Origin of the sequence: Pseudomonas sp. E45-MNA-CIBAN-0222, assembly GCF_040310405.1 — a bacterium.
Lineage (GTDB): Bacteria > Pseudomonadota > Gammaproteobacteria > Pseudomonadales > Pseudomonadaceae > Stutzerimonas > Stutzerimonas stutzeri_AC.
Map to the genome: position 1 here is coordinate 150,646 of NZ_JBEOPU010000008.1, position 14,094 is coordinate 164,739.

Consider the following 14,094-nt stretch of genomic DNA (forward strand, 5'->3'; position numbering starts at 1 on the left):
GAATATTGGGAGGACAGTTGCTGAACGGCTTATTCATACCAGTTCCCAGCCGATGGTGAATAGGGGGCGTTCCTGAACCTGCTGTTTGAGCTGGGTTTCCAGTTGTTCGATCAGCTCGTTGCGCTGCTCCTCCACTTCATCCTGGCGATTGAACAGATCGCGGCGCAATTTGTTGCGCGTGCCTTCCAGTTCGCGCTGGCGTTTCTGCCAGTGCAATTTCTCGTCCAAGGTCTGTGCGGTGGCGGCGGTGCGCCGGACTTCCTTGATTTCCCGATCGGTTTCCTTGATTTCCTGCTCCAGGCCGAGCTTGAGGTCGTCGGCCCAGGCATCCAGCTTGGCGACTTCCTCTTCAAAAAAACCAAGGTTGCGTTGGTCGATCAGGCCGAGGGCTTTTTGCTGGCGCTGTGTCAGGTCTGCGTCGCAGGCTCCTGTATCCACCGGGTGGGCGGCATGAGTCAGAATTTCAGCCGGTAGGCGCAGGAGTTTTTGCGGATCGTCTTCGAGCAGTGCCTGGCCGTCATGGGTAACGGCGGAGACGATCAACTCCTGTTGTTGATGGCCCAGTGCATCGACGCTGAGCAGCTTGACGTTGAGAGTGCCGCCCTGGCCGCGATAGGGCAGCAGGGTGGTGACGGGCATGCCATGGGCGTTGTAGTCGAAGCGCAGGTGCGCGACGGGGAGTACACGCTCCTTGGCCTGCTGGATCACCCATTCGGCCAGTGGGTGCCCCAGACGGTAGAGATGGGCGTCGCCGCTATGGCGAGGCAGTTCGTAACGTCCCAGGTCTATTTCTTCCTGTGAGCCTCCGGGGAGGCTATGCAGGTCGAAGCCATTGTCACCGTCGAAGTCGGCATGTTGCTGGAGTTCCGTTTCGCTCAAGGACAGCAACATTTGCTCGAAGCGATCCAGAGCTTCTTTGCTGTTATCTGCCTGTGTACGCAGTCTGGCCTGGACCTCCTCATCGAAGTTCTCCAGCAGCATTTGCCGGGTCTTGACCATGGCGTCGTTGATTTCACCGGCCAGGTCGAGTTGCAACTGTTCGAAGCTGGCCTTGATGTCTTCGGGCTTGCGACAGTTACGGTAGATATCGGCGATGCGCCGCTCGAAGTCCACGCCTGAGCCGATGGCGCCAAGCACCTCGTCGCTGGCACCAAAGACGCCTTCGAAAAGGTGAAATTTTTCGCTCAGCAGTTCGTAGACACGCTTGTCCGCCGGGTTGTTCTGGTCGATGAAATTGACCACCACCACGTCATGTTTCTGACCATAACGATGGCAGCGACCGATGCGCTGTTCGATGCGCTGGGGGTTCCAGGGCAAGTCGTAGTTGACCACCAAGGAACAGAACTGCAGGTTGATGCCTTCTGCTCCGGCTTCGGTAGCGATCATCACGGTGCCGCTGTCTTTGAAGTGTTCGACCAGGGCGGCGCGAGTGTCAGCGGTCTTGGAGCCGGTTATCTTGTCGCTGCCTTCGTGTTTTTTCAGCCAAGCCTTGTAGATGGCTTGAGCGCGGGCATCGTTGTTGGTGCCGTTGAACAGGACGATACCATCGCCATAGGGCGTGCTTTCCAGTAGGCCGAGCAGATAGTCCTGGGTGCGCTTCGACTCGGTGAAGATCAGTGCTTTTTTGGGGGCCTGGAGCCGATCCAGTTCGACGAAGGCCTTGCCTAGGGCAGTCAGCAGCGCTTGGCCCTTGGAGTCATCGCGAATGTTGCTGGCCAGCTCCTTGAAGTGTCGGAGCTCGGCGATTTCATTGCTCAGGGCTTCACGCTCGGTTCTGCTTTCTGGGGCATCGTTCGAGTCTTCTTCGCCCCATTCCTCGGCGGTTTCGTCGAGTACCTCGAAATCTTCATCCAGCTCTTCGACTAGCTCCGGAATCTCTGGGGCATTGTCGAGCAGTTTTTGCAGGCGATTGGCCATGGTTTCCAAGGCTCCACCGATGGCCCTGCTGGAGGAGGCGAGCAGTTTCCACAACACCAAGGAGATCAGTTGCCGTTGTCCGTCCGGCAATGCCTTGAGATTGGGGCGTTGCAGGTAGTCAGCAACTAGTTTGGAGAGTTTCTGCTCTTCTGCCGATGGGGTGAATTCTTCGACGATGGCTATACGTTGGGTGTAGGAAACGTAAGGCTGCACTTGGCGTCGTAATGTGCGTTTGCAAACAGGGGTGAGGCGAGTCCGTAGCGAGGCGAGGGCCTGTTCACGGTTGCCTTGGCCGAATTGCACGCGAAAACTGTCCAGGTCACCGAATACATGCTCGTCGATCACGCTGACCAGCCCGTACAGTTCCAGCAGGGAGTTCTGCAGAGGCGTGGCGGTGAGCAGGACTTTGGCCTTGACATGCTTGAGTGAGTCGCGAATGACGCTGGCGATGACGTTGCCTTTCTTGTAGACATTGCGCAGGCGATGGGCTTCGTCCAGTACTACTAGATCCCAGTTGATCTGGTGGATGTCGTCGGCTTTGCTCTTGGCGAACTGGTAGGAGCAGATGATGGGGCCGGTAACTTCGAATGGGCTCAAGCCTTGCTGGCGCAAGGCCTTGTAGTTCTTGGCTTCGAGCACCAGCCCCTGCATACCGAACTTGTCCTGCAATTCCTGGTGCCATTGTTTGCGTAGGTTCGCTGGAGCAATGATTAGAATACGCCGACGGCGCTCCGCCCAGGATTGGGCGATGACCAGTCCGGCTTCGATGGTTTTCCCCAGCCCGACCTCGTCTGCAAGGATCACGCCTTTGGCCAGCGGATTCTTACGAGCGAAGAGTGCCGCTTCGATCTGGTGTGGGTTCAGGTGGATTTGCGAGCCAGCCAAAGAGGAAGTCAGTGATTCCAGGCTGCCGCTGGCGGCTTGGCGGGTTAGTTGCCAGGCGTAGTATTGGCTTTGGTGAGGCGTCAGCAAATGGCTATTCGGCATCGATTATCGTCCTTGCCCCGTCAAAGGCAGAGATTCTATCAGAGCCTATCGGGCCACCCTATCTCCAGCCGTGGTGCCTGATCCTGGATTTGCCTATACGCTTCTTCATGGCTGCTTTCCAGATTCCACCGCCAGTGCCTGTTTCTGCTCGCGGTATTCCTCGATGCTCAGGCAGCGCAGCATCGACTCGCGGCCCTGATCGTTGTGCACGAAACCGACACTGGCGACATAGGGTTCGATGATATGGATCTTCTGCAACGGGGTGACGATCAGCAGTTGCAGGTTGAGCTTCTTGAACAGTTCCAGACCATAGCGCGCCGATTCGTCGGAGCCGCGACCGAAGGCCTCGTCGATCACCACGAAGCGGAACGAGCGCGAGCGGGTGGCGCCCCATTCCAGGCCGAAGCGGTAGGCCAGGCTGGCGGCTAGCACGGTGTAGGCGAGTTTTTCCTTTTGCCCGCCGGACTTGCCGCCGGAATCGCTGTAATGTTCGTGTTCGCTGCCGTCCTCGCGCCAGCGTTCCGAGGCGGAGAAGGCGAACCAGTTGCGCACGTCGCAGACCTTGCGCGTCCAGCGCCGGTCGGCGTCGCTGCTGCCCTCGCGTCCACGGAATTTTTCGATGATCTTGCGCACTTCGAGAAACTTGCTTTCGGCGTACTGCTCGTCCTGGCTGCCGGACAGGCTGCCCTCGGTGCAGGCCTTGAGCTGGTTGCGGAATTCGCCGATATCGCCGTCGCCGCTGCCCTGGGCTTCGAGCTGGATCAGCCGACCGGGGTTGTAGTCGATCTCGTGCAGCGACTGGTTGATCTGTTCGATGCGCTCACGGATGTCCAGCTCCTCGCGGCGCAGGTGGCTCTGGAAATTGGCGATCTCGTTGATGATGTTCTCGTTGAGCATGGCCTTGAAGCGCTGCTCGAACTGCGGCAGGCCATCCTGCTCCAGGCTGGCGAGCATGGCTCGGTAGTCGCCGGCGGCTTTGACGCTGGCGTCCACGTCCCGGGTTTCCAGGGGGTAGGCGTTGCGGTAGTCGCTCATTGCCTGGACGATGTTCTGGCTCAGGCGTTCCAGGCGCTTGATCACCGCATTGATCTTCGCCTGCAGCCAGCTGCGCATTTCCGATTCGCGATTGATGCAGGATTCCACCGTCAGCGTATGTTCGCCCAAGGCCTGCTCGCGCAGCGCTAGCAGGTCGGCGAAGCGCGCCTGCTGCTCGGGCGTGGCGGCCTGGTACTGGGCGCGGGCATCGTCGGCGGCCAGTTGGGCGTCTTCCTGTTTCTGCTCGGTCCTCGCCTGTTCGCGGTTCTTCTCGTCCAGCGCGTCGCGCAGGCTGCGCAGATCGCTTTCCAGTTGCCGCAGTTGTTCCTGCAGGGTGCGCAGGGTGTCGGATTCGGCCTCCAGTTGCCGGCGTTCCTGTTCCAGGGCGTGGATCTGCCCTTGCAGAGGTTTCCAGTCCAGTTCCTGGAAGCTGTCGAATACCGATAGTTGCGCGAGCAGACCGAGGCGTTCGTCGAGGGTACGCTGTCGCTGTTGCAGCTCGGCCAACTGGACGGCGTACTGCTGGATGCGCACTTGCAGGTCTTTGGCCTGTTTTTCCAGGGCGGTGATCTTCTGCTCGTTGCTCCAGCCGAGGATGTACTGGGTGCGGTCGTTCAGTCGGCGGCGGTCATCCTTCTCGTGACGCTCCTGACCGGACTTGACTTGCCCGGCACGGGTGACGGCCTTCTCCTCGCGGCGGAACTGCTCCAGCGAGGCGCAGCAGGCGTAGTCGAAACGCCGCGCCAGCTCGCTTTCCAGCCAGTCGTAGAAGGGTGTGTCGGGCTTGATCAGCAGTTTGCGAACCAGTGAATCGACGTGGGTATCTCCGGGGGGCTGGGCGCGGCGTTCGCGGACCCTGAAGTACACCAGGCGATCACCCAGATGGGTCTGCTCGACCCATTGCGCGACCTGACCGTAGAGTGCATCCGGCACCAGTAGCGACAGGCCGAAGTTGTGCAGCAGGCGCTCGGCCACGCCTTCCCAGTCGCGTTCGTCCTCGCGTACCTGAAGCAGTTCACCGACGAAGGGCAGCTCGCTTTCCTCCAGTTCCAGCGCCTGGCAGAGGTTCTGGCGGATTTTCAGCACGCGCTCCGGCAGGTTGGAGCGGCGGTTACGCAGGGAGGCGAGTTCGGTGTCGATGTCGCGGTATTGCTCGTTCAGGCCGCGAAAGGCGAAGTCCTGTTCGCGTTCGTCGTTCTTCGCCTGGGCACGTTGTTCGTCGCACGATTCTTGCAATTCCGCCAGCGCCCGTCGATTGGCCAGGAACGGCTCGGCGCCGCTGGCCAGCGGCAGCTCCAGTTTTTCGGCCAGGGCGTCATAGCGCTCGGCGGCATGTCGGCGGCGTTGCTGGTCGGCCTCCAGGCGGGCGATGTCCTCCTTGATGGCGGCCAGGCGGTCGCCGCCGTTCTGGGCAATCGCGCGGTTGAGTTCGTCGCGCCGCGACTGGCCCTGTTGCTGGCGTTCCTGCAGGCTGCGCTGCTGTTCCTGCTGGCGGGCGATATCCTGGGCGAGGTTGCCCAGGCGCCTGTCCAGCAACTCGACCTTGAGCCCGGCGAACCATGGCGTCAGCGCTTCGCGGCAGGCGACCAGAGCGCTCTCCTCGGCGGACTCCAGGGCGTGGCGCTCGCAGTTTTCCACCAGCGGTTGCAGCAGGGCGATCTGCCGTTTGGCGGTGAGTACCGCCTCGTGGGCGCGGTTGAGGTCGTCGAAGTGGCGGATCAGCGCCTGGATGCGCTCCTCCACCGGGAACTCTTCGAGCATGTGTTCACGGACGAAGTCGGTGAGGTTGCCCACCGACTTCATCGACACGGTCTGGCTGAACAGCTCCAGGGCCTGGTCGTTGTCGATGCCGAAGCGTCGGCGAAAGGCAGCGCTGTAGGCCGGGAAACTGGTTTCCAGGGTCACTCCCGGCAACTCCCGGAGACGCTTGCGCAGGGCGTTGAGGTCGCTGCCGAAGTGGGCGAAGTGCTCGGTGATGGTCAAGGCGCGGTCGGCGACGACATAGAAACGGTCCGGCTGGCCACGGCTTTCGGTGATGTAGAACACCTGGGCTAGGGTGACGTGCTGGTCGTAGCCCTCGTTGTAGAAGTGGCCGAGGATCACCGAGTAGCTATTGTGGTCGCGCAGGGCCACCGGTTTGGCGTTGACGCCGGCTTCACTGCGTTCGGACTTGTAGTAGCCGAGCACATAGGAGCGAAGGGTACGTTCCCGCGCCTCGGCGCCAGCGGCCTTGTTGTAGGCGATCTTCTGTGCCGGCACCAGCAGGGTGGTGATGGCATCGACCAGTGTGGATTTGCCGGAGCCGATATCGCCGGTCAGCAAGGCGTTGTCGCCACCGATGGGAAAGCGCCATACACGCTGGTTGAAGGTGCCCCAGTTGTATACCCCTATGTCATGCAGGCGAAAGCCAGCGCGTTCGTCACTGGCGGCGAAGTCGAGCTGGGGTTCGTTCATGATTCTTCTCTCTCATCCTGGCGTTGCGCGGCATATTCCCCCAGCCGCTGATCGAACTCATTGAGCCACTGTGCGTCGATAAAGGCCTTGAGGATGCGCCGCACCTCGTACAGTGCCTCCTGCTGACTGCGCAGTTTGCGCAGGAAGCCGAGTTCGACCACCTTGCCGATATGGCTGTCGATACGATCGATCAGTCGGGCTTCGTTGCTGCCGTCGGGCAGGAACAGGCGCAGCAGGTCGACCAGTTGCGCTCGTGACAATATCAGCCGCGCATCGCCGCTGGTCGCATCGAACTCGGCCAGGCGTTTGCGCAGCAGTGCCAGCAGCAGGCTGACTGGATAACTCAATTGGCGGCGGGAAATCAGCCGGGGTATGGCGGCCTTGTCGTCATCGGTGCCTACATTCTGCTGCTGGCGCAGATAGGCATAGCCTTCGGCCTCGTCAAGGATCAGCTCCAGGCCCAGCAGGAGCAGGTAGTCACGCACCGCGGCCTGCTGGTCGATCAGGTTCTGCCAGGCCTGGGCGTCGTCCTCGTGGTAGAGCACACCCTTGAACAGGGTGATCAGCAGCAGGGACAGATCGGGCGCGGCGGTGTCGGTCATGGCGGACTCACTGGCTGAAAACGATCAGGGGGATGCTGGCGCGGCGTTGCTGGCTTGCGGCGTCAAGCCAGCTTATCAGTTGCGTCTGCTGCTCATCGAAGGCGCTGCGCCGGTCGGTGCTGGCCAGCTCCAGCCAGACGATCAGTTCAGCCAGGCCCTGTTCCAATGGGTGGTGCTGCAACAGTTCACCGAGGCTGATGCGCGGCTGCTGGCGCAACATCAGGCGCAGGTTGGCGAGCAGGCGAGCCTTGTCGATATGAGTCTGGTTGAACAGCGCATCGGTATCACTATCGGTTTGGCCTTCGAGCAGGATCTGCGTATCGATGTGTGGTTTCAACGGCGGGCTGTACAAGGGGCGGTCCAGCGGCAGGTTGAGGTCGACCCGGGTGTCATCCACCCCGATCAGCTCGGTGCTCGGCGGTTGGGCACGCAGGCTCAGAGCCTGGCTTTCGATGCCGCGCAGCAACTGCATGATGCGCTTGTTTTCCAGCCAGGCCTGGTCGTCCAGGTAGCGGCGCAACTGCTCGGACAAGCGTGCCACGGTGCGCTGGGCTGTTTCACCGGCTTCCAGCCAATCATAGTGCATGCGCAGCAGGCGGCGATCCGGCTCCAGGCTCTGTACCGGCGCCAGGTCGAATACCTTGTGCAGCAGGCTAGACAGCTCTTCCTGGCGTGACGGCGACATCAGGAACTCCCAGAAGGCGCGAAAGCTGCGGCCCTGATCGGAGTCGCCGATGGCGTCACGCTTGCCGAAGATCTCCCCCAGCAATTCGCCCTTGCCGCCTTCCCAGGTAGCGATGCGTTCCCGCACCCCACGGTCCAGGTCACGGAAGTTCTGCTCCACCTCGCGGAAGTCGGCAAGCAGGCTGCGGGCGCTGGCGCTGACTTCGAGAAAGCGCTCGCGTACCCGTGTCTCGTCCATCAATTCCAGTTGGCCGGCCTTGATGCGAGCGATCTCGGCGTCCAGCTCGGCCTTGCGCTTTTCCAGTTCGGCGATGCGCGCCTGGGGGTCGCTTTCGCTACCTTCGACCACTTGCCGGAGTAGATCGAAAATCGCCAGCAGGCGTGATTCGGTGCCGACGAACTGGCGCTTGCCCAAGCTGGCCAGCCATTCGATGACTTTTTCCGTGGCCGCGGTCAGCTCGTAGTGTGCTTCATCGCTGTCGTCTGGATAGTATTTGCGCAACCAGCCATTGGCATTGCCGGCCCAGTCGTCGAGGTAGGTGGCAGCGCTGCGTGGAAAGGCTTCTTCACCGAGCTGCTGGTGCAACGCATAGAGCTGGTCATCGAGCAGGGATGCCAGTGTGTGCTCATCCAGATTGCGCCGGTTGGGCGTGACGAAGACACGTTCGAGAAAGCTGACGATTAATGGCGCATGATCGGCGCGCAGCAGTCGCCAGGCAGGATGGTGCTGGCGCAGGGCGGTGAGCTGCTGATAGTCCATTTTGTTCCCTGAGCGAGACCGCAACGATGGGTAGTCGTTGCGGTCGGCTTTGGTTACAACCCGGCGATGCGCTCGCGCTGCGCTACCAAGTTGACTTTCGCTTGTTCGGCTTCGGCCAGTTTCGCACGCTCCTTGTCGATGACGTCGGCAGGCGCCTTGTCGACGAAACCAGCGTTGCCGAGTTTGCCGCCAATGCGTTTGACTTCGCCATCGAGGCGGGCGATCTCCTTGTCCAGACGCGCCAGTTCGGCATCCTTGTCGATCAGTCCGGCCATGGGTACCAGTACCTGCATGTCACCGACCAGGGCAATGGCCGACAGCGGCGCTTCTTCGCCAGCGGTGAGGCTGCGAACGTTATCCAGCTTGGCCAGTTTCTTCAGTAGCGGCTCGTTTTCCGCAAGGCGGCGCAGGTCGGATGCCGAGGCATTGCCCAGCACTACGTCGATGCGCTTGGCCATGGAAATGTTCATTTCGCCGCGAATCTGGCGGATGCCGAGCATGAAGGCCTTGACCCACTCGATGTCGCCTTCGGCCGCTTCATCGAAACGCGACGGATCGAATTCCGGCCAGGGTTGCAGCATCAGCGTAGGGCCGGACTTGCCGGCCAGCGGCGCAACGCGTTGCCAGATTTCTTCGGTGATGAACGGCATGAACGGGTGCGCCAGGCGCAGCGCAGTCTCCAGTACGCGTACCAGGGTGCGGCGGGTGCCGCGCTGGCGTTCGGCGGATGCAGTCTCGTCCCACAGCAGTGGCTTGACCAGCTCCAGGTACCAGGCGCAGTACTCGTCCCAGACAAACTCGTACAAGGCTTGCGCTGCCAGATCGAAACGGAAGTTTTCCAGCTGGCGGGTCACTTCGGCTTCGGTGCGTTGCAGCGCGGAGATGATCCAGCGGTCCACGGAGGACAATTCGACGGGCGCGTCATCGATGCCCGTGTCCTTGCCCTCGGTGTTCTCGAAGACGAAGTTGGCGGCGTTCCACAGCTTGTTGCAGAAGTTGCGATATCCCTCGACGCGACCCATGTCGAACTTGATGTCACGACCGGTGGAGGCCAGCGAGCAGAAGGTGAAGCGCAGGGCGTCGGTACCGTAGCTGGCGATACCTTCGGGGAATTCGGCGCGGGTCTGCTTGGCGATCTTCTCGGCGAGCTTGGGTTGCATCATGCCGCTGGTGCGCTTGGTCAGTAGCTCATCGAGGGTGATGCCATCGACGATGTCCAGCGGGTCGAGCACGTTGCCCTTGGACTTGGACATCTTCTGCCCCTGGCCATCGCGTACCAAGCCGTGCACATACACGGTCTTGAACGGAATCTGCCCAGTCAGGTGGGTGGACAGCATGATCATCCGGGCAACCCAGAAGAAGATGATGTCGAAGCCGGTAACCAGCACGTCGGTGGGGTGGAAGGTCTTGAGGAACTCGGTCTGCTGCGGCCAGCCAAGGGTGGAGAAGGTCCACAGTCCAGAGCTGAACCAGGTGTCCAGCACGTCTTCGTCCTGACGCAGTTCGACGTTGTTGCAGAGGTTGTACTTGCTGCGCACCTCTACCTCATCGCGGCCAACATAGACATTGCCGGCTTCGTCGTACCAGGCTGGGATGCGATGCCCCCACCAGAGCTGGCGGCTGATGCACCAGTCCTGAATGTCGCGCATCCAGCTGAAGTACATGTTCTCGTACTGCTTGGGAACGAACTGGATCTCGCCACTTTCGACGGCGGCGATGGCCTTCTCGGCCAGCGGCTTGGTAGAGACGTACCACTGATCCGTCAGCCACGGCTCGATGATGGTGCCGGAGCGATCGCCGCGCGGAACCTTCAATGCATGGTCGTCGATCTTTTCGAGCAGGCTCATGGCTTCGAATTCGGCAACGATGGCTTTGCGCGCATCGAAGCGGTCCATATGCGCGTAGCCGTCCGGCAGGCTGGCGTCGATTTTGTCGTTAACCGAACCATCGATGTTGAACACCTGGGCACGGGCCAGGATGCAGGCGTTCTGGTCGAAGATGTTGATCAGCGGCAGGTGATGACGCTTGCCGACTTCATAGTCGTTGAAGTCGTGCGCCGGGGTGATCTTCACGCAGCCGGTGCCGAACTCGAGGTCGACGTAGTCGTCGGCAACGATGGGGATCAGGCGGTTGACCAGCGGCAGCATGACGTGGCGGCCGATCAGGCTCTTGTAGCGCTCGTCTTCCGGGTGCACCGCGATAGCGGCGTCACCGAGCATGGTTTCCGGGCGGGTAGTGGCGACGACCAGGTAATCCAGGCCATCTGCGGTCTTGCATCCATCGGCCAGCGGGTAGCGCAGGTGCCAGAGGTGACCCTTTTCGTCGTGGTTCTCCACTTCCAGGTCGGAAATGGCGGTGTGCAATTTGGTATCCCAGTTGACCAGACGCTTGCCGCGGTAGATCAGGCCGTCTTCATGCAACCGTACGAAGGCTTCCTTGACCGCTTCGGACAGGCCGTCGTCCATGGTGAAGCGTTCGCGCGACCAGTCCACCGAGGAGCCCAGGCGACGGATCTGCCGGGTGATGGTGCCGCCGGATTCTTCCTTCCACTGCCAGACCTTGTCGAGAAACTTCTCACGCCCCAGATCGTGACGGCTGGCGCCCTGAGCGGCCAGTTGGCGCTCAACCACCATCTGCGTGGCGATACCCGCATGGTCGGTGCCTGGTTGCCATAGGGTGTTGCGGCCCTGCATGCGGCGCCAGCGAATCAGCGCATCCATGATGGCGTTGTTGAAGCCGTGACCCATGTGCAGGCTGCCGGTAACGTTCGGCGGCGGAATCATGATGGTGTAGGGCTCGCCGGAACCTTGCGGGGCGAAATAGTTGTTCGATTCCCAGGTCTGGTACCAGGAAGTCTCGATGGCGTGCGGCTGGTAGGTCTTGTCCATGCGGCGGGACCCTTAAAACGGCTGGTCGGAAAAACGGGCAAGTATAAAGGCAAACAGCCGCAAGGTTTTGCGGCTGTGTGGATTAACTGCGGATAAGCGCCGGCAGGAGTATCTGGTCAGGGCCGCGGCGTGCGAACCAGGCGTTCGATCCGGCTTTCCAGACGTCGCTTTAGCTCCGCTTCAATTTGCGGCACGAAATCGTCGATTACTTCCTGCAGGATCAAGTTGGCTGCGGTGCGCAGCTCGTGATCCATATGTCGTTCGGCCAGAGTGCGAAAGGCTGCACGTACGGCGGGTTCGCGCGGTCCATCATCGTTGTCGGTGTCGAGCTTCTCGACAGGCTGCTGTTCTACGATGTCGGAGAGCAATGGAATGCTGTCCGGGTCAAGCGCGTTGCTGGCTGGCGGAGTGTCGGGAAAGTCGTCGCCGAGCAGTGCGCGAATGGACTCGAGGTCGCTCAGCAGCTCGGTGGGTTTGTTCGGGGCTTTCGGTGTCATCTCAGAATTCCGGGGGCTTGCGCATCCAGGCGGCCGCAGGGTTTGTCCCTAGCTATCGAAAAGAAAAAGGTCCTAGAGCTCGACCCTTTGCGGATCATAGCCTTGGCGTCGATACAGGCGGAAATTCTCCCGGCAGGCGGTTAATAGTTGCGGCTCCTGATTGACGATCTCGATGACCCGACTGAACTGGTCGATGTGAGCGCAAAGCGTCGGCGCCAGGTTGATCAACAGGCCCTGCGTGGTCTGGGGGGGCTGCTCAAGTCCTATAACCACCGGTGCCTGCGGGTTGTCGGCGTGCTGCTCATGGGGAACGAAACGCTCGGCGCGAAAACTCCAGAGCAGTTCGTCGAGCTGGTTCGATTGCGTTTCATCGACGCAGCGGATGAATACCTGCATGCCGTGCTGCCAGCCTTTGGCGGCCAGCTGGCAGGCCGCCCGTAGACGGCCGAGCGGGTTGGCATCCGGAAGTACGTAGAACTCGATGCGCTTCATAGGCGCGCCTCACGACGGCCGCGCAGCCTTACGCTGCTCCGGTCGCGGGGTGCATGCGAGGCGACCGCACGCATCTCAGTTGGTCCGGTCCAGCAGGTATTGGGTCAGGAGCGGCACTGGGCGGCCGGTAGCGCCTTTCTCCTTGCCGCCACTGGTCCAGGCGGTACCAGCGATATCCAGATGCGCCCAGGCGTACTTCTTGGTGAAGCGCGAGAGGAAGCAGGCCGCGGTGATGGTGCCGGCTTTGGGCCCACCGATGTTGGCAATATCCGCGAAGGGGCTGTCCAGCTGCTCCTGATATTCGTCGAACAACGGTAGTTGCCAAGCGCGGTCGGCAGCGCTCTCGCCGGCCTGCAGCAGCTGCTGGATGAGCTCGTCGTTGTTGCCCAGCAGCCCCGAGGTATTGCTGCCCAAGGCGACTATGCAGGCCCCGGTCAGAGTTGCCACGTCGATCACTGCGCGGGGCTCGAAGCGTTCGGCATAGGTCAGCGTGTCGCACAGCACGAGACGGCCTTCGGCGTCGGTGTTGAGGATTTCCACGGTCTGACCGCTCATTGTGGTGACGATGTCCCCTGGGCGGGTAGCGCCTCCGCTAGGCATGTTTTCGGCGCAAGCCAGCAGGCAGATCAGATTGATCGGCAGCTGCAGCTCGAGGACGGCCTTGAGAGTGCCGAACACGCTGGCGGCACCGCCCATGTCGTACTTCATCTCGTCCATGCCCTGGCCGGGCTTTAGGCTGATGCCCCCGGTGTCGAAGGTGATGCCTTTGCCTACCAGGGCATACGGCTTTTCACCCTTCTTGCCGCCGTTGTATTGCATGACGATGATGCAGCCCGGCTGATCGCTGCCCTGAGATACAGCGAGAAAAGCGCCAGCGCCCAGATCACGCAGTTTCTTCTCGTCGAGCACCTCGACCTTCAGGCCCTTGTAGGCCTTGCCCAGCTGCTTGGCCTGGTCGGCCAGATAGTTTGGGTGGCAAACGTTCGGTGGCAGATTGCCAAGGTCGCGAGTGAAGGCCATGCCCGTGGCGATCGCTGAGGCTTCGCGTGCAGCCCGCTCGATGCCTGGCTGTTCGGCCTTGTCGCAGAGCAGGATGATCTTCTGCAGCGCACGCGGTTCGGCTTTCTTGCTCTTGAAGCTGTCGAACACGTACTGGCCGTCGGCGACGATCTCCACCAGCAGGCGAGTGCGTGCGTAGCTGTCGCGGCCCTTGACCTGCACGTCCTGCATGGCAAAAGACGCGTCGCCGCCGCCGAGGTTCTTGATCACAGCCAGTGCGGCATTGACCACCTTGCGCCATTGACGACTGTCTAGGTCGTCCGCCTTGCCGATGCCGACCAGTAGTACGCGTTCGGCCTTGAGCCCGGGCAGGCTGTGCAGTAGCAGTGTCTGTCCCGACTTGCCTTGAATGTCACCACGCTTAAGCACGGTACTGAGCGCGCCGCCGCTGGCGGCGTCGACGCTCTCGGCAACGCTGCCGAGGATGCAGCCCTCAGCCAGTGGAAGAATCAGGGTGGCGGTCTTCTGGGTGGAGGCTTTGGCGCTTTTGACAACAAATTCCATGACGTGGTGTCCCCAAGACAAAGAGTCGGGTTTGCAGGATAATGCCGGGCTTATTTTTCCGGTGCGAGGCCTGCTCGGTCGTTGCTAACGACTGCGCTAGGCTAGAAACGTTGCAATCGACTGTGCTTTCCATCGATTGCTCCGGCGCGAACATTCGCGTCCGGCCGGTGCGTCATTACCTATTTCCAACGGTCTGCTACGGCGGGCCGGCAACT

Annotated in this window: 8 protein-coding genes; all 8 read right to left on the reverse strand. The window is 61.2% G+C overall.

Annotated features, from left to right (window positions below):
- Positions 1–33: 33 nt before the first annotated feature.
- The 8 genes from AAEZ08_RS13880 to AAEZ08_RS13915 all read right to left on the reverse strand — a co-directional run bounded on the left by AAEZ08_RS13880 (position 34) and on the right by AAEZ08_RS13915 (position 13,879).
- Complete coding sequence (locus AAEZ08_RS13880; protein ID WP_500124559.1) at positions 34–2,904, reverse strand: SNF2-related protein; 2,871 nt, start codon at positions 2,902–2,904, stop codon at positions 34–36.
- A gap of 105 nt (positions 2,905–3,009) precedes the next feature.
- The gene (locus tag AAEZ08_RS13885) at positions 3,010–6,393 is read right to left on the reverse strand and encodes an ATP-binding protein (protein ID WP_500124560.1); all 3,384 of its coding nucleotides are present in this window, start codon (positions 6,391–6,393) and stop codon (positions 3,010–3,012) included.
- Positions 6,390–6,995: a DUF4194 domain-containing protein gene (locus AAEZ08_RS13890; protein ID WP_500124561.1), complete on the reverse strand. Its 606-nt coding sequence runs from the start codon at positions 6,993–6,995 to the stop codon at positions 6,390–6,392. Before AAEZ08_RS13890 ends, AAEZ08_RS13885 begins: the two co-directional genes overlap by 4 nt.
- A gap of 7 nt (positions 6,996–7,002) precedes the next feature.
- Positions 7,003–8,439, reverse strand: coding sequence for a DUF3375 domain-containing protein (locus AAEZ08_RS13895; RefSeq protein ID WP_500124562.1), 1,437 nt, complete (start codon positions 8,437–8,439; stop codon positions 7,003–7,005).
- Positions 8,440–8,492: 53 nt separating this feature from the next.
- A complete protein-coding gene (locus AAEZ08_RS13900) occupies positions 8,493–11,327 on the reverse strand; it encodes a valine--tRNA ligase (RefSeq protein WP_500124563.1) in 2,835 nt (944 codons plus the stop codon).
- Positions 11,328–11,443: 116 nt separating this feature from the next.
- The gene (locus tag AAEZ08_RS13905; protein ID WP_058065249.1) at positions 11,444–11,824 is read right to left on the reverse strand and encodes a hypothetical protein; all 381 of its coding nucleotides are present in this window, start codon (positions 11,822–11,824) and stop codon (positions 11,444–11,446) included.
- Between the two features lie 72 nt (positions 11,825–11,896).
- Positions 11,897–12,316 carry a DNA polymerase III subunit chi gene (locus tag AAEZ08_RS13910; protein WP_058065250.1) on the reverse strand — a complete coding sequence of 140 codons (420 nt, stop codon included), beginning with the start codon at positions 12,314–12,316 and terminating at the stop codon, positions 11,897–11,899.
- Positions 12,317–12,391: 75 nt separating this feature from the next.
- Entirely contained in the window at positions 12,392–13,879 is a 1,488-nt protein-coding gene (locus tag AAEZ08_RS13915; RefSeq protein WP_500124564.1) for a leucyl aminopeptidase, read from the reverse strand.
- Between the last annotated feature and the right edge of the window lie 215 nt (positions 13,880–14,094).